A 22,633-nucleotide genomic window follows, 5' to 3' on the forward strand; every position below is an offset into this window, starting at 1 on the left:
TTCGAGTCAACGTCCGACTCCAGCCTGGAGCGGTCGGCGTCGCACAGGAGTTCCGATGGTCTTCAAGAAGATGTTGAGCGCGTTCGGTGTGGGCGGTCCCAGCGTGGACACCGTGCTGACCAACCCCAACACCCGGCCCGGCCTGACCCTCGACGGGCAGGTCAACCTCGTCGGTGGCGACGCTGAGGCGGCCATCGAGCAGGTGGTGATCGGCCTGGTCACCCGGGTCGAGGTCGAGGGACACGACACCGAGTACGCGGGCACGATGGAGTTCCACCGCATGGTGGTCAGCGGCCCGCTCCAACTCGCCCCGAAGCAGCAGCTCTCCATCCCGTTCGAGCTGCCGGTGCCGTGGGAGACCCCGATCACCGACGTGTACGGCCAGCGCCTGCACGGCATGACGATGGGTCTGCGCACCGAGCTGGCGATTGCCCGCGCGGTCGACAAGAGCGACCTGGACCAGGTGGCGGTGCACCCGCTGCCGGTGCACGAGCGGATCCTGGAGGCGTTCCAGCGGCTCGGCTTCCGGTTCAAGCACGCCGACCTGGAGCGCGGTCACATCCGGGGCGTGCAGCAGACGCTGCCGTTCTACCAGGAGATCGAGTTCTTCGCCTCCCCGCAGTACGCGAGCACCATCCGGGAGGTCGAGCTGACCTTCGTGACCAGCCAGCGCGGTGTGGAGGTCATCCTGGAGTGCGACAAGCGCGGTGGGTTCCTCAGCGCCGGGCACGACGCGTTCGGTCGCTACCAGGTGTCGCACACCGACGTCGACCGGGTGGACTGGGCGCAGGTCGTCGACGGTTGGCTGCGTGAGACCACGTCCCGCTACGGCAGCCTGCGTTCCCAGTACGGCGCGGGCCACGGTCACGGTCACAGCCGTGGGCACGGCATGGGCGGCATGGTGGCCGGGGCGGCGCTCGGCGTCGCCGGCGGCATGATCGCCGGCGAGATGATCGAGGACGCGTTCGAGGGCGACTTCGGCGACTTCGGTGGCGACGAGTAGGTGATCCACAAACGACGACAGTGGCCTCCGGGAGGAATCCCGGAGGCCACTGTCGCACGTACGACGTGTCAGTGCTTGTTGCGCTCCTTGCCGGACCGGCGCGCGGAGCCGGCCTTCGACAGACCACGGCTGACCAGGTAACCACCGGTCAGAATGGTCAGGAACAGCCACGCCTGGTTCGGGTTGTTGATGTTCAGCCCGTTGGCCGTGGTGCCCTTCCAGAACGCGGCGATCACCACGAGCGCGACCGCAGCGGCGTAGACCCAGAATTCCGTCGTCAGGAACGCCTGCTTGGTCTCCGTACCCGGCGACGGCATCGGGTCTCGATGTCCGTCCCGCATGGACGGCATCTGCTGGGTCTGCATGTCCCGCATCTGAGCGGGATTCTGCGGGTCGTTCATGGGCCGGTTCATCGGCCGGGTGGAAGCAGCCTGCGTGCTCATCTGGTCCTCCTCAGGATGCGATGAGTCGTACCTGCATTCCCTCGCCCCGCTACCGCGTTTCGGCCACGGCACGGTTCGCTTTCGTGGCGGGGACAACCCCCGACTACCCGAGGCCACGGAGCAGGTAACACCGATCGCCGGCCGGAAAATCCGGCCGGCGATCGGGTGTCGCGTGGGTCAGCGCAGGCCGTTGCGCCTGGCCACGCTCACCAGAAGGTCCGGGTCGTCGGTGATGATGCCGTCGACGCCCAGGTCGATGACCCGCTGCATCACAGTGGCGTCATCGACGGTGTACGGGATCACCTTCAGGTCGTCGCGCGTCTGGAGGGTCCGGACGTCCGGTCCGTGGAAGTATGCCGGGTTCTCCCGCAGGTACCAGTCGGTCGAGGCGACGGTGCCCTGCTTCGGGTCGTGCACCTGCCAGTTGGCGGACACCGTGCCAGCACCCGCGGCCCGGGTCAGCTTGCCGAGGTCCTGGTACTTCCACCAGTCCAGTCCACCGGTCCACGGGCTCTTCACCGACGGGTTGCCGTAGACCGCCTCCAGCGAGCACTCGTCGGCGAGGGTCGCGCACTCGGCCGGGCCGTACTGCCAGACCAGCGCGACAGTGCCGATCCGCCGGTCGAGCTGGCGGGCGTACGTGATGGTGCGCCAGTCGAACGACTGGATGGTGGCCCGGCTGGTGAAACCGGCACGCTGGATCGCGTCGACGAGCTTGCTGGTGAAGCTGCGGTACGGCTCGGTGTCGTTGACCACCGGGCTGATCTTCGTCTCGATGTTCATGCCGATGTCGGTACGGCCACTCGCCTTCACCAGGGCGAATACCTCGTCCAGGGTCGGGATCCGGGCACCGGGCGCGGGCACCTGAGCGGGCAGCTCGGGCAGCGTCTTCGTGCCGCAGTCGACGGTCTTGAGCTGCGCCAGGGTCAACTCGTGCACCGGCTTGCCCACGTACGGGAACTTCCGGTCACCCGGGCGCACCGGCTTGGTGTCGACGCAGTGCGACCCGTTGACGGTGCGGTCGTGCAGCACCACGAGCTTGCCGTCAGCGGTCACGTTGGTGTCCAGCTCCAGGGTGGAGATGGCCCGGTTGGACAGGGCGTTCGCGAACGCCGGCAGGGTGTTCTCCGGCCGGGTGGCCCGACCGCCCCGGTGCGCCTGGATGTCGAACGGCGCGGTGTACGCCTTCGGCAGCCGGTAGCCGCGCTGCGCCAGCAGGCCGCGCAACCGGTCCGGGTAGTCGGTGATGATGCCGTCCACACCGTCGTCGATCAGCTTGGTCATGGTCGGCACGTCGTCGACAGTCCACGGGATCACCTTGATCCCGTAGCGGTGCGCCTGGGCGACCATCTCCTTGGTGACGTACGGCTTGTAGCCCGGGTCGCTGACAGTGCCGTTCTGCGGCATCCCGTGCACCGGCGAGAAGGCGCTGGCGCCGAAGCTGCGGATCGCCTTGATCGGGTCGCCGCCGAAGTCGTCGATGTCCAGCCCGCCCAGCCACGGCGACTTACCCGGCTGGCCGGTCTGCAGGAAGTCGTAGTTGGTCAGGGCGACAAGCGGCAGCTTCGGCTCGACCTGACGCATGCGCATCAGCGCGCCCCAGTCGAAGCTCTGGATGGTGACCTGCTTGAGCAGCCCGGCGGCGCGGATCTCGCCCGCGGTGACCTGGACGAACTGGTCGCGGGGGGCGGTCTCGGTCGGCGCGCCGGCCTCGACCTTGGTCTCGACGTTGAGCTTCACGTCCTTTGCCCGGTAGCGGTTGACCAGGGCGAAGACCTCACGCAGCAGCGGCATCCGGGCACCCGGGACGGCGAGCTGGCCGGGCTTGTCAGACAGCGTCTTGGACCCGCAGTCGAGCGAGCGCACCTGGGCCAGGCTCAGCGTGTTGATGTACTTGCCGACGTACGGGAACTCCGGGTCGCCGGGCGTCACCGGGGTGGTGTCGACGCACTTGGTGCCGGTGACCTTCCGGTCGTGGGTGACGACGGCCTGGCCGTCCTCGGTGATCTGCACGTCCAGTTCGAGGGTGGTCACACCGAGCTGGAGGGCGTTGCCGAAGGAGGCGAGGGTGTTCTCCACCCGCAGCCCGAGGCCGCCCCGGTGGGCCTGCACGTCGAATGTCCGGTCCGGTCGCGGTTTCGCCTGGGCGGGCACCGCGAGCCCGGTCGTCACCGTCGCGGCCACCAGGGCCGCGACGGCGGTACGGCGTACTGTGCGCACGCTGTCATCCCCTCCTGCCGGCGGGCATCTCCCACCGGTCGCCGGACAGCATGGACATCTCGGGCTGCGGGCAGGCGGCCAGCGGGCGGCGTGACGGTGAACCGCCGTGGACGACCTCCCGGTCACGCAGGGTTTGGTCGGCCGGTGGTCGGGCACGCAGTCAGTTCGACAGCTTCTGCGAGGTGATGGACGTGCGTGAGGACGACATGCGGCAGGACGCCGCCCGCGAGGCCGAGGATCGGATCGCCGGCGGCGTGTACGGCAAGGGCGCCCTCGACGAGGTGACGGTGCCCCGCACCGATGTGGAGAGCCAGATCCAACGCGATGACCCGTTCGATCCGGCGAAGGAACGGGTCGACCCACAGGTGCTGCGTGACGGTGGCCCGGTCGGTGGGCAGGGCGCGGTGACCACCACCGGTGGCACCGCCGGGCCGGCGAGCGTACGCCGGGTGGCCCGACAGCCGGAGCGACACCCGGGCACTGTCGCTCCGACCACGACCGGCGACGCCACCACCGGCGGCCTCAGCACCCCGGTGGGCGGTGGCACCAGCGACCAGTCCACCTCCGCGACCGGCCCAGCAAAGTCCATCAGAGACAGTTCCACCGACTAACCCACCCACCCCTGGGCGGCGTGATCATGAGGTTGACGTGGCTGTGGAAGAGCACAGTCCACGTCAACCTCATGATCGACTTGGTGGGTGGGTCAGCTCGCGGGGCGCAGGACGCCCAGGCGTTGGGTGGCGCGGGTGAGGGCCACGTACAGGTCGCTGCGTCCGCGTGGGGACTCGGCCACCATCCGGTCCGGGTCGACCACCAGCACCGAGTCGAACTCCAACCCCTTGGCCTGCGCGACTGTCAACACCACCACCCGGCTCTCCAGCTCCGGGTGCTCGCCGACGGCGGCCTCGGGCAGGGCGGCGGTCACCGCCGTACCCAACTCACCCACCAGGCCGGCGGGCACGAGCACCCCGAGCCGGCCCTCGGTCAGTCCGGCCGCCTCCCGGGTGGCCTCGGCAACCAGCTCCGCCGCCAACCGCCCGTCGGGCACCGTCCGGTCCCACGGGGGTACGCCGCTCTCCCGCACCGAGCGCGGCGGCCGCAGCGCCGGGTCGATCTCGGCGAGTACGTCGGCGGCGACCGCCATGATCTCGGCGGGGGTGCGGTAGCTGACCGTCAGCTCGGTGAGGCGCCACCGCCGCTCGACGTACGGGGCGAGGGCGTCCGACCAGGACGGCGTGCCGCTGAGCGCGCCGGTCTGTGCCACGTCCCCGACGATCGTCATCGACCGGCTCGGGCAGCGGCGCATCAGCAGGCGCCAGGCCATCGGCGACAGCTCCTGCGCCTCGTCGACGATGACGTGGCCGAACGCCCAGGTCCGGTCGGCGGCGGCGCGTTGCGCGGTGGTCAGCCGGTCGGCCTCCTCCTGCCGTTCCAGCAGCCGGTCCGCGTCGATCAGGTCGGTCACGCCGAGGATCTCACCGCCCTCGGCCTCGTCCTCGACGTCGATCGAGCGGGAACCCCTGGCGATCTCGAGGACGCCCTCGGCGTACTCCCGTTCCATCATGCGGATCCGGTCCCGCCGGGCGGCGGCGGCGCGTTCGTCCTCGCCGAGCAGTTCGGCGGCCTCGTCCAGCAGCGGTACGTCGGCAGGCGTCCAGCCGCCGCGCTCGCGCCGCAGCAGTGCCCGTTCGTCGTCGCTGAGCATCGGCGCGGCGGCGGCGATCCGGTCCGGGTCGGCGTACAGGTCGGCGAGCAGCCGCTGCGGGGTGAGCACCGGCCACAGTTGGTCGAGGGCGGCCTGGATCTCCGACTCCTCGCGCAGCTCCCGTCGGATCTCGGCGCGGTCCGCCTCGTCGAGGAGGTTGTCCCCGCCGAGCGGGTCGGCGCCGATCCGTTCGGCCACCTGGTCGGCGAGCGCGTGCACGATCTCCACGTCGAACAGCGCGCGGGCCAGGTTGTGCGGTCGGTCGACGCGGCGGACCCGGTCCCGGGCGGCGCGCACGATCTCCGGGTCGAGGGTCAACGTCTCCCGCTCGACCTCGATCTCCAGCGGCTCGTCCGGCACCCACTGCCGGTCCCGTACGGCCAGCGCCAACACCTCGGCGAGCACCGCCCGGCCCTTGAGCGCCGCGGTCTCGGCCGGCTCGGTCCGTTGGGCGCTGACCCCGGGAAAGAGATCACCCTGGGTACGCAGCAGCACACCGGTCTCGGCGAGTGTCGGCAGCACCTGGGAGATGTAGCGCAGGAAGGTCGCGTTCGGGCCGACCAGCAGCACACCGCGGCTGGAGAGTTCCCGGCGGTGCGTGTAGAGCAGGTACGCAGCCCGGTGCAGCGCGACTGCGGTCTTGCCGGTGCCGGGGCCGCCCTGGACCACCATGACGCCCGGGAGTTCCGCGCGGATGACCTCGTCCTGTTCGGCCTGGATGGTCTCGACGATGTCGCGCATCCGGCCGGTACGGCCCGCGTTGAGCGCGGCGAGCAGCGACGCCTCACCGGTCAGCTCCTCGTGGGCGCCGGGGGAGGCGGTGTCGATGTCGAGCACCTCGTCGTTGAGCCCGGTCACCTTGCGCTGCCGGGTGCGCAGGTGCCGGCGGCGGCGTACGCCCTGCGGGTTGGCGGCGGTGGCGAGGTAGAACGGGCGGGCGGCGGGGGCGCGCCAGTCCATCAGCAGCGGGTCGTAGTCACCTGTGGTGTCGAAGATGCCGATCCGGCCGATGTAGCGGCGGGAGTCGTCGTCGCCGTCGAGACGGCCGAAGCAGAGCCCGTTCTCCACGGCGGAGAACTGTTCGACCTGATCGGCGTACATCGCTACCGAGCTGTCCCGCTGTGAGCGGTCCTGGAGGGTGCCGCCGGTGTTGTGCAGCTCGGCGGTGAGCCGGTGGGCGGCCTGCTCACGCAGCTCGTCCAGCCGGTTGTAGAGCATCGAGACGTACTCCTGCTCGCGACCGATCTCGTCGTCGAGCGGCAATTCGCCGGAACCGCCGGAGTGCCTTGACAAGCCGTCTCCCTAAAGATTAGAATCCTTTGCAGGAACGGCTTTTAGCCGTTCTTTTTTGTGCCCTTCGAACTGTTGAAGATAGCGCGTTCCGCCGGCTCTCACCAAGCCGGGCGGGCCGGCGCGCCGGTGATCGCGAGGTGGCGGCTGATGATCCTGCGGACCGGGCAACGGGTGGTCTTCATCGGCGACAGCATCACCGATTGTGGCCGACGCGACGTCGCCGCGCCCTACGGCAGCGGATATGTGAGCCTCGTGCGCGCCCTGGTCGACGCACGGCACCCCGAGCTGGAGCTGTCCTGGGTCAACCGGGGTGTGGGCGGCGACACGGTACGGGACCTGGCCGCCCGCTGGGACGACGACGCCATCGCCGAGGCCCCCGACTGGCTCGCGGTGCTGATCGGCATCAACGACATCTGGCGGCGCTACGGTGACCGGCCGGACCAGGCCGTCGGCATCGAGGAGTACGAGCGCACCCTGCGAGAGCTGCTCGGTCGGGCGGTCGCCGCCACCGGCTGCCGACTGATCCTCGGCGACCCGTTCCTCATCGAGGCGGACCGCGCCGACCCGCAACGCGCCGACACCGACAGGTACGCGGCGGTCGTGTCGGGGCTGGCCACCGAGTTCGACGCCGTGCACGTGGCCAACCAGGCGGCGTTCGACCGGGTGTTGGCGGTGAGCCCGGCGAAGCGCTGGGCCGACGACCGCGTCCACCCGCACCTGCCCGGTCACGCGGTCCTCGCCGACGCGTACCTCAGCGCCCTCGGCGTCTCCTGACCCTCGTCCGCCGCACAGCGAAGCGCCGGGCCGACCGTCAGGTCGACCCGGCGCGAACACCGCGAAGATCAGCCGCGGGCGGCCTGGTAGAGCCGCTCCGGCGTCACCGCTCCGGCGAGCACACGGCCGTCGTCGGTGAGCAGCACACTGAACAGCTTGGCGCTGAGCAGCCGACCGCTGCCCCAGTCGCCACTGACGGCGGTCAGCCCGCCGAGCAGCTTCGACACGTCCACGTCCGGTGCGGCACCGGCCGGGCGAGCGGCCGGCTTCGTGGACTTGCCGCCGAGCGCCCCGTCCAGGCGGCCGACCAGCACCGTCGTCCAGCCCTCGCCCACCGCGCGGACCTGCGGGTCACCCGCCGGTTCGGCGTGGCCGGGCTTGCCGGCGGCCGGCCGTTCGGCCTTCTCCTCGGTGACCGTCACGCCGGGCGGCGGGTTGAACGTGAACTGGTCGGCGTCGGGGCGGCGATAGTCGACCTCGGTGAAGGCCACCTCGAACGCCGGCTGGTCGCTGCCCTTCGCGAGCACCTCGAAGCGCAGCGGCACGTGCTGCTTGGCGTCGATGGCGATGCGCAGCTGGTGCACAAGTGAGTCGCGGTCGCGCGGCTGAAGCACCAGCTCGTACGAGTCCCGGCCGGCGACCGTGGCCGAACGGCCGACGCTGACCTCGGTGCTCGGGTCGATCGCGCCCAACGCCAGGTCGGCGGCCTGCTGCGGGGTGGCCGGCAGACTCGCTGCCGGTTCGGGAGCGGGCTTCCAGGCCCCGGCCTCGTCGCCGAGCGTGCGGTGGGTGGCGGTGTTGGTGCGGCTCTGCCAGGTCCACAGGTCCCGGCCGTTGCGAATCACGTCCTGCTCGCCGAGGGTGTCCAGCAGCGCGGCCCGCTGCTTGTCCGGCCCGGAGTACCAGACCCGCACGGTGTGCGTGCCGGTCAGCATGGTGGTCAGCTCGTTGCCGGGGAGCAGCCCGACGAGTGGCGGCAGGCCGAGATCGGCGCGCTGCACGACGGTCCCGGACAACCCCTCCAGCCGGGATGTCTGCAGGTCGACGAGGAGCTGAGCGGCGGTACGGGGCGGCAGACTCGGCTCGGCCTCGGCGGCGAACGTGCCGATCGCCGCGCCACCGCCGATGACGGCGACGGCCGCGGTGGCCGGAACCAGCCACCGCAGAACGGGACGGCTTCTCAGGACGGACATGGTGGCACCTCCTGGAGCCATCCTGCCCCCTCGGTGCTGTGAACGCGCTGAGGACGCCGAACCGCGCCGATTGACCCGGGTGGCACCCTTGAGCTGTGCGCGTGCTGGTGGTGGAGGACGAGGCCCGGTTGGCGGCTGCCCTGCAACGCGGCCTCCAGGCGGAGGGCTTCGCGGTGGATGTGGCGGGGACCGGCCCGGCCGGCCTGGACGCGGCCCGGCACGGCGGGTACGACGCGATGATCCTCGACGTGATGCTGCCCGGCCTCTCCGGGTACGAACTGGTCCGGCGGCTGCGCGCGGAGCAGCACTGGTTGCCGGTGCTGATGCTCTCCGCCAAGGACGGCGAGTACGACCAGGCCGACGGCCTCGACTGCGGCGCCGACGACTACCTGACCAAACCCTTCTCGTACGTGGTGTTGCTGGCCCGGCTGCGGGCGCTGCTGCGCAGGGGCACGCCGGAGCGCCCGACCGTGCTGGAGGTCGGTGACCTGCGACTGGACCCGGCCCGCCGACGGGTGACCCGGGCGGACGCCGAGGTGGCGCTCACCGCGCGGGAGTTCGCGCTGCTGGACTATCTGATGCGCCGGCCGGGCCAGGTGATCTCCAAGATCGAGTTGTTGGACCACGTCTGGGACGCGAGCCTGGAGACCGCGCCGAACGCCGTCGAGGTGTACGTCGGCTACCTGCGCCGCAAGCTCGGCCGGGACCGGCTGGAGACGGTCCGGGGTGCCGGCTACCGGTTGGCGACGTGACAGCTGACGGCCCGGCACCGATCCGTCGGGCCTGGTCCGGCCGGATGCCGGTCCTCGGGCTGCGCGGGCGGCTCATGGCGCTCGGTGTGTTCGGCCTCACCATCGGGCTGGCCCTGGGCGGGGTGGTGCTGCTCGGCGCGCTCGGCTTCGTGCTCCAGCGCACTGTCGACACGGAGGCGTTCCGCACCGCCGACGCGGTTGCCCTGCTCGCCGACGAGGACGCGCTGCCCGACCCGCTGCCGGTGGCCGGCGGGCAGGTCCGGGTGCAGGTCATCGACGGGCAGGGGCGGATCAGGGCGGCCTCGATCGACGCCGATCGCCTGGTGCCGATGGTCCGCCCGGAGCGACTGAACCGCGACGGTCGGCAGCGGTTGGAGGTGCCGGCCGAGCGGGTCGGGCTCGTCGGCCCGGTCCGCGTGGTCGCCGTACCCGCCGGCACCGCGGCCGACCCACTGACCGTGCTGGTCGCCCGGTCGATGGCCGACGTGCGGCACAGCACCCACGTGGTACGGACCATCCTGCTGGTGGCGTTCCCGCTGCTGGTGGCCGCGCTGGCCGGGGTGGCGTGGCGGGTGGTGGGCGCGACCCTGCGGCCGGTCGAGGCGCTACGTCGAGGTGCCGAGGAGATCACCGGAAGGGCCGGCACCGGCCGGCTGCCGGTGCCCGCGTCGGCCGACGAGATCCACCGCCTGGCGGTCACCCTCAACGGCATGCTGGACCGGCTGGAATCCGCCCGCGTCCGGCAGCGGGCCTTCGTCTCCGACGCCGCACACGAGCTGCGCAGCCCGTTGACGAACATCCGAACGGAGCTGGAGGTGGCCCAGCGCCTCGCCGACCGGACGGACTGGACGGCGGTGACCGCCAACCTGCTCGCCGACACCGACCGGCTGAGCCGGCTGGTCGATGATCTCCTGCTGCTGGCCCGCCTGGACGAGACCCCGCCGGCCCGGGGGACCGGCCCGGTGGAGTTGGGCGCGTTGCTGACCGAGGTCGCCGCCCGCTACCCGTCGCCGCCGGTGCGGGTGGTGCTCCCGGCGGGACCGCTCTGGACGGTGGGGACCGTCGAGGAGCTGCGTCGCGTGCTGGCCAACCTGGTCGACAACGCGGTACGGCACGCGCACGGCAGCGTCGTGCTCGCGGCCGAGGCGACAACGACGGCGACTGCGGCGAGGGCGACGGCGACGGTGGGCTCCACGGTCGGGCCTGGCGTCGGGGCGTACCACCTGGTGACGGTGACCGACGACGGCCCGGGGATCCCGGTGGCGGACCGGGAGCGGGTCCTCGACCGGTTCACCCGGCTCGATGACGGACGGGCCCGCGACGACGGGGGCGCCGGCCTGGGGCTGGCCATCGTCCGGGAGTTGGTCCGCCGCGCGGGCGGCAGCATCACCCTGACCGACGCGCCGCAGCAGCGAGGACTACGGGTGTGCCTGCTGCTGCCGGCGATTCCGGCAGAGGACAGCAAGGGCTGACGGTCCGTGAAGGCGGGTCAGCGGCGGTTGGTGCAGACCTGCTTGGAACGGGCCACGGTGTCGGTCGACCAGGCGACGGCGACGGTGAAGCAGAAGTCGTTGGTGCGGTTGAGCGCGTAGATGACGAAGCTGGTGGTGCCGGCGGGCAGCGTCGCGAAGATGTTGTGCGCCTGACCGGTACGGCCGCCCGCGATGACCACCGGGCCCTCACTGCCGGCCGGGTAGGTCCAGTTCAGCGCGATGCTGTCCCGGGCGTCGCGCAGTGTCACCGCGCTGGGCGGGGTGCCGGGCGGTGCTGCGGCGGCGGCCGACGTGGGTGCCGAGCCGCCCGGGGCCGGCGCGGTGCTGGCCGGCGCGCCGGCGGTGGGGGAGGCGCTGGCTGGCGGCGGGGTCGGCTCGTCGTCGCCGTCGACCCGGGCCACCCCGGCGATCACCGCTGCCGCGCCGAGGAGCACCACCACGACGCCGGCCACCAGCACCGGCACCAGCCGGTTGCGCTGCTCCGGCGGCGCGCGGTGCACGGGCACCGGCAGCAGCCGCGACGGCGTGTACGGCTCGACCGGCCCGTACAGGTCCGGCCGTGGGCGCGGGTCGGGCGACGCGTACGGATCAGGCGACGCGTAGGGGTCCGACGGCGGGTGCGGGTCGGACGGTGCATAGGGGTCAGTGGGGGCAGCGGGTCGGTGCAGCCGGTACACCCCGGGCCGCTCCTCCGTGCCGCCGGCCAGCCCGACCACCGACGGCGGCACCGGAGGGTCGCTGTGGGGCGGCGAGGGCTCGGTCACCGGGTCGGTCGGCCATCTGTTGCTCGTCGACCCGACCGCTTCGTCGGAGGGCAGCCGGGGGTTCGGAACCGCCCCGGCGTGGTGGGTCGCGGCTGCCGGCGGGTGGTAGCCGGATTCGGACGGCCCGTCGCCGTGCGGTGGAACCCGGGCGGCCGGCACGACAGGCGTGTCCCGAGCCGTGGGCGGGTTGTCGGCGCAGGCGTGGTCGGGATTGGCCGCTGCCCGGGCCAGGGCCGCTACCTGGGTGGCCAGCGGGTCGTCGGCGGGCAGGTGCTGCCGGCACAGCTCACGGGCGAGCGCCAGGTTGTCGTGTGCCTCGGCGAACTGCCCGCAGTCGCGCTGCATCGCCCCGAGCCGCGCCAGCATCTTGATGCCGCTGGGGTGCCCGTCGCCGTACACCTCGCGGTGCAGCTCCCAGGCGTCCTGGAGGCGGTCGCGGGCCACCGTGCACTGGCCGCGCGCGTACTCGACGGTGGCCAGGTCGGCGTGCGCGGCGAGCACCCGCAGCGACTCCGGGCCGTCCTGCGCGGTCAGCTCGATGATGACTTCCTGGTAGAGCCGCGCCGCCCGGGAGTGGCTGCCGACCCGGTGCAGCACCGCGGCCAGGGTCGCCGCGGCGGCCACAGTGCGCGGGTCGGCGCGGCCGTGCAGGCGGGTGGTGGCCGCGTACGCGAAGGCGGCCCACCCCCGGGCCGAGTGCGGCTCACCGAGGGCGATCAGCACCCGCGCCTGGAGGCTGGCCGCCTCGGCCAGCTCCGGGGTGGCGTTGGCCGGGCGGGGGTCGGCGTCGGTGAGCGCGTCGGACAGCAACTGCTGCGCGCCGGCAAGATCGCCGGAGGACACGAGGTGGTGCGCCTGATCAGTCAGTTCACCGAAGCCGGAAGACACGCCCCATCGTGCTCATCCGACGACGGTAAGTACAAGACCCGCGCCGGTGTCGATCCGGTCAGGATCCGGTCAGGTGCTCGGCCAGGGTCTCGCTGATTCGGCGCAGCTGGTCGACCTGGGCGGGGCTCAACGCGTCGAACAGGTGTCGGCGTACCCCCTCGACATGGCCGGGCGCGGCGGCCGCGAGGGTGGCGAAACCCTCGTCGGTGAGGAGCGCGATCTGCCCGCGCCGGTCGGTGGGGCAGTCCTCGCGGCGCACCCAGCCGGCGGCCTCCAGCCGGGCCACGGCGTGCGAGAGCCGGCTGCGGGACGACCCCGCCGCCTGGGCCAACTGGCTCATGCGCAGTTGGCGGCCGGGGGCCTCGGAGAGCTGGACCAGGATCTCGTAGTACGCGTGCGGCATGCCCGCGTCGCGTTGCAGCTCGCGGTCGAGAGTGTCCATCAGCACCCGGGAGGCGGTCAGGTACGCGCGCCACGTGCGTTGCTCGTCGGGGTCCAGCCAGCGGGTCATGAGCGCCATCATACCTCTGATGGTTGAAGGTTCATCTAAACCGCGCTAGCCTCGGATCATGGGTATTCACCGGCTCAACCACGCGGTCCTCTACGTCAGTGACCTCGCCCGCAGCGTCGCGTTCTACCAGGACGTGCTGGGCTTCCGCCCGGTGGCGATGACCCCGGACGGCTTCCGGGGCGCCACGTTCCTCCAGGCCCCCGACTCCACCAACGACCACGACCTCGGCCTCTTCGAGATCGGCGCGGGCGCCGGGCGGTCGACCGCCGGCCGGAGCACCGTCGGCCTCTACCACCTCGCCTGGGAGGTGGACACGCTCGACGAGCTGGCCGCCACCGCCGAGCGACTCGTCGCGGCCGGCGCGCTGGTCGGCACCTCCGACCACGGCACGACCAAGAGCCTCTACGGCAAGGACCCGGACGGTCTGGAGTTCGAGGTGGTCTGGCTGATCCCGGCCGACCTGCTCGACGACACCGTGCTGGCCGCCCGCAAGCAGATCGGTCGGCTCGACCTGGACGCCGAGCGGCGGCGCTACGGCGGGCAGACCCGGGGTGGGGTGGGGATCTCCGTCCCGGCCTGACCGCTCGTACGGTAGAACGGACCGATGCCGACCGACCGGACCACTGATTTCCTCCGCGAGCTGCTGGTCCGCCAGTTGACGACCTGGCTGCCCGCGGCCCTGCACCGCTCCCGGCGGGCCACCATCGCCCTCGCGGGCGCCGACGCGGGCAGCGCGGAGGCCGCTCTCCGCCTGGTCGCCACGCACGGCGACCAGGTGCGCGGCCGGCAGGTGACGGTGCTGGTGCTGGCCGACGCCGCCGCCGACCTACCGGCCCGACTCGGCCCGATCGAGGCGGAGCTGCCCGCCGAGGTCACCGTGCACGTGCTGCCCGGCGAGCCGTACCGACTACCGGTAGCGGTGAAGGCCGCCGGGGCGGCCGGCGCGCCGCTGTTCACCTTCGTGGACCTGCCCGGCGCGGTGACGCCGAAGCTGCTCACCGCCGCGACGAACGGTCGGACCGGGGAACTGCTGCTGCACACCGGCGACAGTGCCCGAGACGCGCTCGTCTCCGCCGGCTTCCCGCTGGTCGCCGAGGTGGCACCAGTGCTGCCCGACCGGGAGGCTGCCGGTGTGATCGCCTTCGGCAGCCGCTCCGACCGGAGTCTGGAGGCGGTCCGCGACGCGCTCTGGGCGGTCGGCGCGGAGTTCGACGTGCGCTACCGCGACCCGCTCGACCCGACCGGCACCACTGTCGACGTGGTCGGCGATCCGGACCTCGAACCGCTGGCCCACGAGCTGCTCGCCGAGTTGCGTGCGGGCGGGTCGCGGCCGGTCACCGAGCTGCGCCGGCACACCCTCACCGCGACCGTCTATCGGGCCGCCGACACCAACCAGGCACTGGCCGACCTACTCGATACGGGTGCCGTGCGACGCGACCGCGAGTCCGGCCGCCTGGCCGGCGACGAGATCATCACCCTGGCGCGCTGAGCACCCCACCCACCCTGCGCGATCTTGCACTTTCTGCGGTGACATAAGGGGTATTCCCCGCAGAACGACAACCGAAAGTGCAAGATCGCGAGGGCTGGGGCTGGGGCTGGGTGGGGCTGGATGCCGAGCGGGGTGCCGGTGAATCACCGGCACCCCGCTCGACTCCCGGGATGCTTACGACCGGGACTTGTCCTGCTTCCACGACAGCGGACCCGGCAGGTCGACCCGGTGCGCCCGCGCCTTGGAGTTCCAGGACCAGCGACCGATCTTGATGCTCCACGAGGAGAAGCCGTTCTCGGTGAAGTTCAGGATGATCGGACCGTACTTCTTGCGCTTGCGAAACATGAGGCCCATCGGAGCACTCCCCTCGTCACCGTTCCCTGCCGTGTCGAGATCGAACATTCCCGAACCGGAAACTTTTGAAACCCTCTCGCTGTCCGTCCTGGACGGTGACCAACAGGCGCCGCAATCCCTGTCCACCAACAGGTGCAGCGGCTCAGTAAGCGCAGCTCGGGGCGCTTCGCGCCGAGCCGGCACCGGTCAGCGGGGCTCCCACGCGTCGGGCAGCGCGGTGAGCTTGCGGACGTGCGCGGGCAGTCGACCGCTGACGATCTCGGCGAGGCTCACCTCGTCGACGACCCGCCGCACGGCAGCGCGCACCGCCACCCACAGGCCGGGCAGGTTCTCCGCCGAGCCCTCGTACCGGGTCTCCTCGGGGCGCAGCCCGCGTACCCCGGCCAGTGGGCCCTCCACCGCGCGCAACACCGCGCCGACGGTCACCTCACGGGGCGGGCGGGCCAGCGTGTAGCCGCCCTCGGCGCCGCGCTGGGCGCGGACGATGCCGGCCCGGCGCAGATCCGCCAGGACCGCCTCCAGGAACTTGCGGGGCATGTCCTGCTCCACGGCGATGGCCTGGGTGGACAGCAGCGAGGGGTACGCGGTGGCCAGGCTCAACGCCGCCCGTACCGCGTAGTCGCCGCGCGCGGAGATCTGCACCCTGCCATCATGCCCGCCCGGTGCCGCCCGGCCCTCCGGCGGGCGGCCCGGGTCTCGTGGCGTGCCCGCCATTGGTGGGTTCGCCGGGGGTGCCGGGGCGGAACCGGCCGCCGTTGGCGCCCGTCGACTCGGCAGGCGGTCGAGGCCGGACGACCCGGCCGGCCGCCGGTTGGTCGCGGGCGGCCCGGAACGCGCCAGGGCTGAGCCCGACCTCGCGGGTGAAGAAGCGGCCGAAGTTCGTGGGCTCGGAGAAGCCGAGCCGCCGCCCGATCTGGGCGATCGGCTGATCCGTCGCGGCGAGTAGCCGGCCGGCCTGCAACGCGACCCGCTCGTCGATGACCTGCTTGGCGCTGCGGCCGGTGACGGCCAGGCAGGCCCGGGTCAGGGTACGCACCGAACAGCCGAGCTCGGCCGCGTAGTCCTCCACCCGCCGGGTGTGCGGATAGCCGTGCTCCACCTCGCGGCGGAACCTGTGGAACGTCTCGTCCTCGGGCCGGGCCGGCGACCGGTCGGTGTGGGCCAGGGCCAGCCGCAGCAGCAGCACGGCCAGTTGATGCCGCAGCAGCGCGCGGGCGGTCGGGTCGTCGGGGTGCCGCCGACAGTCCACCGCCAACTGGCTCACCTCGCTGATCACCGCGTCCTCGTCCTCACCGGCCAACTGCCGCCAGGTCGCGGTCGTGGTCAGGTCGACGTCGAAGCCGCGCAGCGTCTCGGCGTCCCAGGCGACCACTGTGGCGTCGAACTGGGGGCCGGCGCAGCGCAGCACCTGGCCGGGGCGGACCCGCAGCAGCGTGCCGGGCCGGCACGGCAGCAGGTGAAAGTCGAGCTCCGCGTCGCCGTGCCCACGCGTGGTGAGAATCAGCAGCTCCCGCTCGACGATCACCGGCCGACGCCACCCCGGGTCACCGGCAAGATCGGCCAGGGCGAACGTGACTATCTCGTCGGTGACGGGAGACGCCGTTCCGATCGATGGCGCGGGGGAGGGATCGGTGGAGACCATCGCCTGCGACGGTAGCCCGAACCGCAGGTCACCGCATCCCGACCCACGTTCGTAGCGGAATCCGCGGTGTGCCACGGGCTTGTCCCGGTCCCGGCGGCCGGGCTACGTTACCCGGCGGTAGCGCCGTCGGTCCGCGGTCCACCCGGCATCCGCCGGCCACCCGACCGACCGGCGGCCCCCGCCGACTCGCGATGGGATGGGCATGACGCAGCTGTTCTCGGTCGAAGGTAAGACGGTCCTGGTCACCGGAGGCTCGCGGGGGATCGGGCTGATGATCGCCCAGGGCTTCGTCCGGGCCGGCGCACACGTGATCATCTCGTCCCGCAAGGCGGACGTCTGCGAGGCGGTCGCCACCACCCTCTCCGCCGAGGGCCGCTGCGAGGCCATCCCCGCCGACCTCAGCGACGACACCGGCGCCGAGACGCTTGCCGCCGCCGTACGCGAGCGCTTCGGCCGCCTCGACGTGCTTGTCAACAACGCCGGCGCGACCTGGGGCGCACCGCTGGAGGACTACCCCGGGGCCGCGTTCGACAAGCTCTGGGCGGTGAACGTCAAGGCCGTCTTCCGGCTCACCACCGCGCTGCTGCCGGCGCTGCGCGCCGCCGCCAGCGCCGACGACCCGGCCCGCGTGATCAACATCGGGTCGATCGACGGCATCCGGGTGCCGATGATGGAGGTGTACGCGTACTCGGCCACCAAGTCGGCCGTGCACATGCTCACCCGCAGTCTCGCCCACCAGCTCGCCGGTGAGCAGATCACCGTCAACGCCATCGCGCCCGGCCCCTTCGAGAGCAAGATGATGGCTTTCGCGCTCGACGACCCGGCCAGCCGGGCCGCCATCGAGCAGCAGGTGCCGCTGGGCCGCATCGGGCGCCCCGAGGACATGGCCGGCACGGCCATCTACCTCTCGTCGCGCGCCGGCGCGTACCTCACCGGCGCGGTCATTCCCGTCGACGGCGGCATCACCACGCACGGCTGAGCACCCGCTGACCCGGGGCGCGGTGTCCGCGTACTCCTGGGGTGTGTGTGCCGGGGCCGCGCGGACTCGGCAGATCCGCGCGGCCCCGGTATGGCCGGTGTTGCCCGTTCGGGCGGTCAGCGACCGGCGAGAAGCCGGTTCACCGCCGTGTCGACGTCCAGGTGCTCGGCCTCACGGCCGCGCGGGACGACGACGTAGGTCCGTCGAAGGAAACGCACCAGGACGCTGCGCGGCACCTCGAAGAGGGCGTTGCCGTCCGGTGACGAGAGGGCCAGCGCGACAAAGTCGCCGCGCGGTGTGGCCCAGGGCCAGACCCGGACATCCCCGATGCCGGCCGGCTCGTCCAGGCCGGTGACCAGAAGTTCGCGAGCGAACGACCAACTCACCGCCTCGCCCCCTGCCGATTCGGCATGGAACAGGACATGGACCGCATACGGGTCAGCAGGGTCGTAACGCAGACTGGCACGCACCGGCAAGGCGGTGGCGTCAGGTGCGACGAGCCTTAGCGACGTCTCGACCTCTACGGTCGTCGGTCGGATGACACTCATGGACGTTCTCCCCCCGGCACCGCTGCGGAACGCGCGTGTCCCGCTTTTCCCATACTCAGGTGCTACTCCTGGCTACGCTCCGCCATACGCTGACTTCACCCAGTGGTGGGAAGGGGGACGGAAAGGCCGCGTGAATGTGAGCATTCATGTAGGATTTCCGGTTCTGCCCAGTGCGTGATCCCGCCCGGTATCGGGTGGCTCAGTCGTCGACTTACTCCGGTAACGTCCAGTCGGCCGTTGCAGTGACGGGCCCGAGCGACACTGGGGGGTGAAATGGTGACGAAGCAATCCTCAGTGGATCCGGCGGCGGCGCCCGGCACGCCGAGAGTCGCGGTCCGAGCAGCCGAAAAGCGGGGGTACGAAGTGCCGATGGAGCAGCCCGAACGGACCGGTCGGCCGACGTCCGACGCCGGTCGTTCCGGTGGCGATGGCGGCGGTGCTGGTCGTCACGGCACCGGTGCTGGTGCTGGTCGTCATGGCGGTGCTGGTGGTGGTCGCGACGGTGACGCCGGTGCTGGTGGTGGCGGGGTCGCCGTGCAGGACCCGCCGCGCCGCCCCCGCTGGCGCGAGCGGATCTCGCTGACCCTCGAACTCATCCGCGCCAACCCCACCGGCCGGATCGCACTCAAGATCTTCATCGCGATCGCCGGTGCGCTGGTGGTGACCATCGGCATCGCCCTCATCCCGCTCCCCGGGCCGGGCTGGCTGCTGGTGATCGCCGGCCTGGGCATCTGGGCCGTCGAATACCACTGGGCCCGGCGGCTGCTCGGCTTCACCCGCCGCCACGTCCACGGATGGACACGCTGGGTGACGAGACAATCGCTGCTGGTGCGAATCGTGCTCGGCTCCGTCGGCCTGGTCTTCGTGGCCACGGTGGTCTGGCTGTCCCTCAAGTACAGCCTCGGCATCGACGTGATCGCCGAGGCGATGCACTACCTCGCGACGCACTGACCCCGGATTTCCGGTCCGGTTCCACGATCGGGTAGAGTCAGTGGCGCTGAGGGCGATTAGCTCAGTGGGAGAGCGCTTCGTTCACACCGAAGAGGTCGCTGGTTCGATACCAGCATCGCCCACTCTCAGTTTTTGCAGGTCAGAGGCCGCTTCCCGAGTTTCGGGAGGTGGCCTTTCTGGTTGTCTACAGCAGCTAAGTACAGGAGCCCGGCTATGGCGTTAGTGATTCGCCGAGGCGCTGAGCGCGTCCCTGGTCGCCTTGTTGGATACCTGCGTGTAGATCTCCATCGTCACGGAGGAACGGGCGTGCCTCAGCACCTGCATGGCGACTCTGGGGTGGACGTCGAGGTCGGCGAGCAGCGGCGCGTAGGTGCGGCGGGCGTCGTGGACGGTGATCGGCCTGACGTTGGTCTTCTCGCACCTCGCCTGCCAGGACCGTTGCAAGTTGCGTGGCTCGATGGGCGTGCCCTGGCGGGTGGTGAATACAAGCCTGGTCTCGTGCCACGCCTTCCCGGCGGCTGCTTCGGTAGATTCACGCAAAGAATCCCCGAACAACCCGCCCCAAAAATCTTGGCGCCTTCCGCAGTCGGATCCCGAGATCTACCGTTCGATGACTGTCGCCATCGACATGCCCGCCGAGATCGGGCCAGGTCTGGGACGCCAGATGGTCGACACGGTGCAGGGTTCGAGGGGCCCGATCTACGCTTCGGCCGTCAGTCCGAGGTCCGGATCTGCTCCAGGTAGGTCAGAGGCTCCCGGCGGAACTCCATGAGCTCCCGCAGCGCGTCCTTCTCCGCCGTGGTGATCACGACGTCCTCCTCCGACAGGGCGCCGACGAGCTCCGTGATCGCCAGGTCCCAGGCCCCGGCGCCGGCGGCGGCCAGGACGAACGGCCGGTGATTCGGGCTGATCCTGGGTGCGAGCTGGTCGGTGATCCGGCGGCTGCGCCGGTAGAAACCGATGACGTCCATGGGTCTCCCGTGGGTTCGGTGGCTAGGCCGGCGGGTTGGTGGTGACGCCCTCGCCGCTGAGCGGGAAGCCGCCGGAGATGCTGCCGTCCTTGTCCAGGGTAACGATGCAGGTGACGCCGTCGCGGGTGCCGGTGACGCGCCAGCCGTCGCCGTTGGCACGTGGCTGAGGGCGGCTGTCGGGGTTGGTGGCGATGCTCTTGAACCAGCCCTCGACCTGCTCCTTGGTGGTGCCGGGCGGGAAGAGCGTCTTGCCGGGCTCGGTGGACGAGGGCTTGTGGTTGCCACTGCCCATGCCGTCGCCGTCCCAGATCTTGTCCATCGCCCCGTCGCCCATCTGACCGAAGCGGTGCATGTCGTACCTGGCGTCGGCGAAGTCGGGGTCGTCCCAGGGGTTGGTCCTCTTGGGTACCTCGGGCTCGGATGTGTCGGCGTCCTTCGGGCGGCCCTCCTCGGCGCGCCTGATGCCGTGCTGCTGGGCTGGTCCCACGCGCTTGGGCATCATTGCCGGGTTGAACTTGGGACGCTTGGGGCCGTCGCCGTCACCGCCATGCGGTGGGGTGGGGCCTGAGGGGTGCTTGTGGAGACCCGCCACACCGAACAGGACCACCAGGACGGCGGTGGTCCGCAGAGCCGCCATGAGTTGTCGCATCGAGGGCCGCCTAGACGTCGAGGAGTGCGCGAAGGGCGGAGAGGCTGCTGATCAGGCCCATCAGCCAGCCGAAGATGCGGCCGGTCCAGCGGACGACGGCCATCGCGAGCTGGGTGGCGACCAGCGGTGTGGCGAAGCCGAGGGAGAAGACCACCTCGGCCAGCCACACCACGACCTTGGCGATGCAGTCGGCGACGAAGGCGCGCACGACCTCCCGTACCGTCTGCACCAGGACCCCCGCGCCACGGGTCGCGGCACCCATGCCGGCGGCCGTGCCCGCGAAGATCCCGGCGACGTCGATGTTGATGGTCAGCATGTCGCGGTAAGCGTCGGCGGCCGCGCCCTGCCATCCGTCGAGGTCGCCGACCAGCCGCGCCTTGAGGTCCTCGGCGATGGAGAGCAGCTCACTGGCCATGTTGTCCCAGGTCAAGGCGTGCGTCTCGATGGTCTCGGGGTCGCCGGCCAGCCAGTCGAGTGCCTGCTTCAGTGGCTCGACCTGCTCGATGGCCCACTCGATGCCCATCGACAGGAGCGTGCTGAACGGGTCGATGACGATGGACGCCCCGTCGAGAGCGGCGCCCAAGCCCGCGACTGAGCCGTCGATCCAGCTGCCGGAGTCGATGGCGTCCTTGATGCCCATGTAGTCGTCGGCGAGCGGCAGGCCGGTCCAGCCGTCGCGGTGCGCGGCGCTTGTCGAAGCGATGTCGGAGGTCGTGGCGACCAGTGGGTTGCTCATGAGAGGCGCCGGGCCGGCTCAGGTCGCGGAGTGGAAGGAGTTGAAGCCGTCGGTGTTCGACTCCTCGGCCCGCTCGTAGGCGTCGGCGTTTTTCTTGATCCCGGCGGCGAGCAGCTGGACGTTCTCGGCGAGCATCCCCACGCCCTTGTCCTGGTCCCGGTGGCGTCCCTCCAGGATGGGCGGTAAGAACTGGCAGAGCTGCCCGTACGCCTCGTCGGCCTGGAAGATGGTGCCGCTCGCGGCCTTGACGGCGGCGAAGCGGTCGTGAATGGCCAACATGGCCGTGGCGTGCGCGTGCAGCGCCTCGACGTCGACCTCGAACCCCCCGTGCATCAGTAACGCTCCTCTTAGTCCTCGGTGTCGGCGGTCCGGAATCCGGCCAGCAGGGCCCGGCCGGTCGCCGAGTCGGCGCCGACCGTCTCCCGCACGACCTCGGCGGCGGCCTCGGCGAGCTTGACCCGCGCGTTGCGATAGGCGCCCATGATCGCCTGCTGCGTCTGCTCCAGGCTCACGCGCTGCACCCGCGCCGAGAGCCGGACGTCGGCCATCGCCCCCGTGGAGTCGACGGTGACCTCGACGATCCCGTGGGCGTCGCTGGCCGTGACCCGCAGCGCGCGCAAGCCGGCAGCGGCGGCCTGCGTGTCGGCGGCCCGGCGTACGGCATTGGCCTGCCATGCCTCCAGGCGTTCCCGCGCATCCTCGGCGTCCAACAGCGGATTACCCACCGCGCCTCCGTTTCGGTTGCCGAGCAGGGGCTGTAGAGGCGACAGTGTAGCCGCGGCCCACCACACCAAGGTTGCCGAGCGAATGCGGCGTGATCTGGTCAATCTGGATCTCGACGACGTGGGTGCTGATGATCGCCATCTTCCGGCCTGCTCGACCTGGCGGCGGTGTCCGGCCCAGGGAGCGCCCACCACCTGGGCGGCCAGGTGCGTCCAGTGTGGCCGGTCGAGTCGTTGCGCGAACCGTCGAGGTGTGGTGTCGTCCGCGTTCAGTTCTGGCCAGACTTGCGGTGGGCAGGCCGGCCGCCTTGGCAGCGTCGAGCAGACGCCGGTCGTCAGTGACGAAGGCAACTAACTCCGCTCCGGACTCGTTGGCAAGGACCTGCGCGGTCGCCAGATAAATGGCGTCGAGACTGTGCAGTGTCGGCTCGGCGAAGCATCGGGCCGGTCGTGTCGGTGCGGGCGGGCGGCCGAGGTGCCAGCAGGCGTCGATGAGGCCGGCGAGGTGGTCGCCTTCGGGGTCGGCGTTCCCCATCTTGCTGGGACAGCCCAG

At 71.4% G+C, this 22,633-nt stretch carries 25 protein-coding genes, 1 tRNA gene and 1 pseudogene; 10 read left to right on the top strand and 17 right to left on the bottom strand.

The annotated features are described in order from the left end of the window. Nucleotides 1-55 precede the first annotated feature (55 nt). A complete protein-coding gene (locus ACQP0U_RS08640; RefSeq protein WP_433317307.1) occupies nt 56-1,003 on the top strand; it encodes a sporulation protein in 948 nt (315 codons plus the stop codon). A 68-nt stretch (nt 1,004-1,071) separates the two neighbouring features. Here ACQP0U_RS08640 and ACQP0U_RS08645 read toward each other — a convergent pair whose 3' ends face one another. Both ACQP0U_RS08645 and ACQP0U_RS08650 read right to left on the bottom strand, forming a co-directional pair. Next, nucleotides 1,072-1,446, bottom strand: a complete 375-nt coding sequence (locus ACQP0U_RS08645; RefSeq protein WP_433317308.1) for a hypothetical protein — start codon at nt 1,444-1,446, stop codon at nt 1,072-1,074. A 177-nt stretch (nt 1,447-1,623) separates the two neighbouring features. Then, nucleotides 1,624-3,666: a glycerophosphodiester phosphodiesterase family protein gene (locus ACQP0U_RS08650; protein WP_433317310.1), complete on the bottom strand. Its 2,043-nt coding sequence runs from the start codon at nt 3,664-3,666 to the stop codon at nt 1,624-1,626. A gap of 191 nt (nt 3,667-3,857) precedes the next feature. On the opposite strand from ACQP0U_RS08650, the gene ACQP0U_RS08655 reads away from it, so the two are divergent. After that, nucleotides 3,858-4,277 (top strand): hypothetical protein, encoded by a 420-nt coding sequence (locus ACQP0U_RS08655; protein ID WP_433317311.1) that lies wholly within the window; start codon nt 3,858-3,860, stop codon nt 4,275-4,277. A 92-nt stretch (nt 4,278-4,369) separates the two neighbouring features. Here ACQP0U_RS08655 and ACQP0U_RS08660 read toward each other — a convergent pair whose 3' ends face one another. Beyond that, nucleotides 4,370-6,664, bottom strand: a complete 2,295-nt coding sequence (locus tag ACQP0U_RS08660; RefSeq protein WP_433317313.1) for a HelD family protein — start codon at nt 6,662-6,664, stop codon at nt 4,370-4,372. Between the two features lie 147 nt (nt 6,665-6,811). Here ACQP0U_RS08660 and ACQP0U_RS08665 point away from each other — a divergent pair, with 147 nt between their 5' ends. Continuing rightward, nucleotides 6,812-7,438 carry an SGNH/GDSL hydrolase family protein gene (locus ACQP0U_RS08665; RefSeq protein WP_433317315.1) on the top strand — a complete coding sequence of 209 codons (627 nt, stop codon included), beginning with the start codon at nt 6,812-6,814 and terminating at the stop codon, nt 7,436-7,438. Nucleotides 7,439-7,506: 68 nt separating this feature from the next. On the opposite strand, the gene ACQP0U_RS08670 is transcribed toward ACQP0U_RS08665, so the two are convergent. After that, nucleotides 7,507-8,631: a LolA family protein gene (locus ACQP0U_RS08670; RefSeq protein WP_433317317.1), complete on the bottom strand. Its 1,125-nt coding sequence runs from the start codon at nt 8,629-8,631 to the stop codon at nt 7,507-7,509. A 95-nt stretch (nt 8,632-8,726) separates the two neighbouring features. On the opposite strand from ACQP0U_RS08670, the gene ACQP0U_RS08675 reads away from it, so the two are divergent. Together ACQP0U_RS08675 and ACQP0U_RS08680 are read left to right on the top strand one after the other, a co-directional pair. Then, complete coding sequence (locus tag ACQP0U_RS08675) at nt 8,727-9,383, top strand: response regulator transcription factor (protein WP_433317319.1); 657 nt, start codon at nt 8,727-8,729, stop codon at nt 9,381-9,383. 74 nt (nt 9,384-9,457) lie between these two features. Then, complete coding sequence (locus ACQP0U_RS08680) at nt 9,458-10,855, top strand: ATP-binding protein (RefSeq protein WP_433320720.1); 1,398 nt, start codon at nt 9,458-9,460, stop codon at nt 10,853-10,855. Nucleotides 10,856-10,872: 17 nt separating this feature from the next. Here ACQP0U_RS08680 and ACQP0U_RS08685 read toward each other — a convergent pair whose 3' ends face one another. Then, on the bottom strand, nt 10,873-12,528 hold the full coding sequence (locus tag ACQP0U_RS08685; protein WP_433317321.1) for a tetratricopeptide repeat protein: 1,656 nt from the start codon (nt 12,526-12,528) through the stop codon (nt 10,873-10,875). Nucleotides 12,529-12,586: 58 nt separating this feature from the next. Beyond that, nucleotides 12,587-13,048 carry a MarR family winged helix-turn-helix transcriptional regulator gene (locus ACQP0U_RS08690; protein WP_433320723.1) on the bottom strand — a complete coding sequence of 154 codons (462 nt, stop codon included), beginning with the start codon at nt 13,046-13,048 and terminating at the stop codon, nt 12,587-12,589. 49 nt (nt 13,049-13,097) lie between these two features. On the opposite strand from ACQP0U_RS08690, the gene ACQP0U_RS08695 reads away from it, so the two are divergent. Further along, nucleotides 13,098-13,619: a VOC family protein gene (locus tag ACQP0U_RS08695; protein ID WP_433317323.1), complete on the top strand. Its 522-nt coding sequence runs from the start codon at nt 13,098-13,100 to the stop codon at nt 13,617-13,619. 24 nt (nt 13,620-13,643) lie between these two features. Beyond that, nucleotides 13,644-14,528, top strand: coding sequence for a hypothetical protein (locus ACQP0U_RS08700; RefSeq protein WP_433317324.1), 885 nt, complete (start codon nt 13,644-13,646; stop codon nt 14,526-14,528). A 174-nt stretch (nt 14,529-14,702) separates the two neighbouring features. Here ACQP0U_RS08700 and ACQP0U_RS08705 read toward each other — a convergent pair whose 3' ends face one another. The 3 genes from ACQP0U_RS08705 to ACQP0U_RS08715 form a co-directional block, all read right to left on the bottom strand. Further along, nucleotides 14,703-14,882, bottom strand: coding sequence for a DUF4236 domain-containing protein (locus ACQP0U_RS08705; protein ID WP_030333600.1), 180 nt, complete (start codon nt 14,880-14,882; stop codon nt 14,703-14,705). Nucleotides 14,883-15,068: 186 nt separating this feature from the next. Beyond that, nucleotides 15,069-15,524, bottom strand: coding sequence for an RrF2 family transcriptional regulator (locus ACQP0U_RS08710; protein WP_433317326.1), 456 nt, complete (start codon nt 15,522-15,524; stop codon nt 15,069-15,071). Between the two features lie 7 nt (nt 15,525-15,531). Continuing rightward, complete coding sequence (locus ACQP0U_RS08715; protein ID WP_433317328.1) at nt 15,532-16,524, bottom strand: helix-turn-helix transcriptional regulator; 993 nt, start codon at nt 16,522-16,524, stop codon at nt 15,532-15,534. Between the two features lie 202 nt (nt 16,525-16,726). Here ACQP0U_RS08715 and ACQP0U_RS08720 point away from each other — a divergent pair, with 202 nt between their 5' ends. Beyond that, the gene (locus tag ACQP0U_RS08720; protein ID WP_433317330.1) at nt 16,727-17,503 is read left to right on the top strand and encodes a glucose 1-dehydrogenase; all 777 of its coding nucleotides are present in this window, start codon (nt 16,727-16,729) and stop codon (nt 17,501-17,503) included. 116 nt (nt 17,504-17,619) lie between these two features. Here ACQP0U_RS08720 and ACQP0U_RS08725 read toward each other — a convergent pair whose 3' ends face one another. After that, complete coding sequence (locus ACQP0U_RS08725; protein WP_007457244.1) at nt 17,620-18,051, bottom strand: SsgA family sporulation/cell division regulator; 432 nt, start codon at nt 18,049-18,051, stop codon at nt 17,620-17,622. A 294-nt stretch (nt 18,052-18,345) separates the two neighbouring features. Here ACQP0U_RS08725 and ACQP0U_RS08730 point away from each other — a divergent pair, with 294 nt between their 5' ends. Both ACQP0U_RS08730 and ACQP0U_RS08735 read left to right on the top strand, forming a co-directional pair. Then, nucleotides 18,346-19,002 carry a TIGR02611 family protein gene (locus ACQP0U_RS08730; RefSeq protein WP_433320726.1) on the top strand — a complete coding sequence of 219 codons (657 nt, stop codon included), beginning with the start codon at nt 18,346-18,348 and terminating at the stop codon, nt 19,000-19,002. 50 nt (nt 19,003-19,052) lie between these two features. Next, nucleotides 19,053-19,124: transfer RNA gene (locus ACQP0U_RS08735), tRNA-Val, on the top strand. An 89-nt stretch (nt 19,125-19,213) separates the two neighbouring features. Here ACQP0U_RS08735 and ACQP0U_RS08740 read toward each other — a convergent pair. The 7 genes and pseudogenes from ACQP0U_RS08740 to ACQP0U_RS08770 form a co-directional block, all read right to left on the bottom strand. Further along, nucleotides 19,214-19,530 (bottom strand): annotated as a pseudogene (locus tag ACQP0U_RS08740) (tyrosine-type recombinase/integrase); the annotation flags it as partial. A 185-nt stretch (nt 19,531-19,715) separates the two neighbouring features. Beyond that, nucleotides 19,716-19,973 carry a hypothetical protein gene (locus ACQP0U_RS08745; protein WP_433317331.1) on the bottom strand — a complete coding sequence of 86 codons (258 nt, stop codon included), beginning with the start codon at nt 19,971-19,973 and terminating at the stop codon, nt 19,716-19,718. A 22-nt stretch (nt 19,974-19,995) separates the two neighbouring features. After that, on the bottom strand, nt 19,996-20,622 hold the full coding sequence (locus tag ACQP0U_RS08750) for an EndoU domain-containing protein (protein ID WP_433317333.1): 627 nt from the start codon (nt 20,620-20,622) through the stop codon (nt 19,996-19,998). Between the two features lie 10 nt (nt 20,623-20,632). Then, the gene (locus tag ACQP0U_RS08755; protein ID WP_433317335.1) at nt 20,633-21,358 is read right to left on the bottom strand and encodes a WXG100 family type VII secretion target; all 726 of its coding nucleotides are present in this window, start codon (nt 21,356-21,358) and stop codon (nt 20,633-20,635) included. Nucleotides 21,359-21,376: 18 nt separating this feature from the next. Beyond that, nucleotides 21,377-21,691, bottom strand: coding sequence for a hypothetical protein (locus tag ACQP0U_RS08760; protein WP_433317337.1), 315 nt, complete (start codon nt 21,689-21,691; stop codon nt 21,377-21,379). Nucleotides 21,692-21,705: 14 nt separating this feature from the next. Further along, nucleotides 21,706-22,083, bottom strand: a complete 378-nt coding sequence (locus tag ACQP0U_RS08765; protein ID WP_433317339.1) for a YbaB/EbfC family nucleoid-associated protein — start codon at nt 22,081-22,083, stop codon at nt 21,706-21,708. Then, nucleotides 22,076-22,615: a hypothetical protein gene (locus ACQP0U_RS08770; RefSeq protein WP_433317340.1), complete on the bottom strand. Its 540-nt coding sequence runs from the start codon at nt 22,613-22,615 to the stop codon at nt 22,076-22,078. The genes ACQP0U_RS08765 and ACQP0U_RS08770 overlap by 8 nt, the downstream gene beginning before the upstream one ends. Between the last annotated feature and the right edge of the window lie 18 nt (nt 22,616-22,633).

The organism is Micromonospora sp. CA-269861 (genome assembly GCF_050948505.1).
In the GTDB taxonomy this organism is placed as follows: Bacteria; Actinomycetota; Actinomycetes; order Mycobacteriales; family Micromonosporaceae; genus Micromonospora.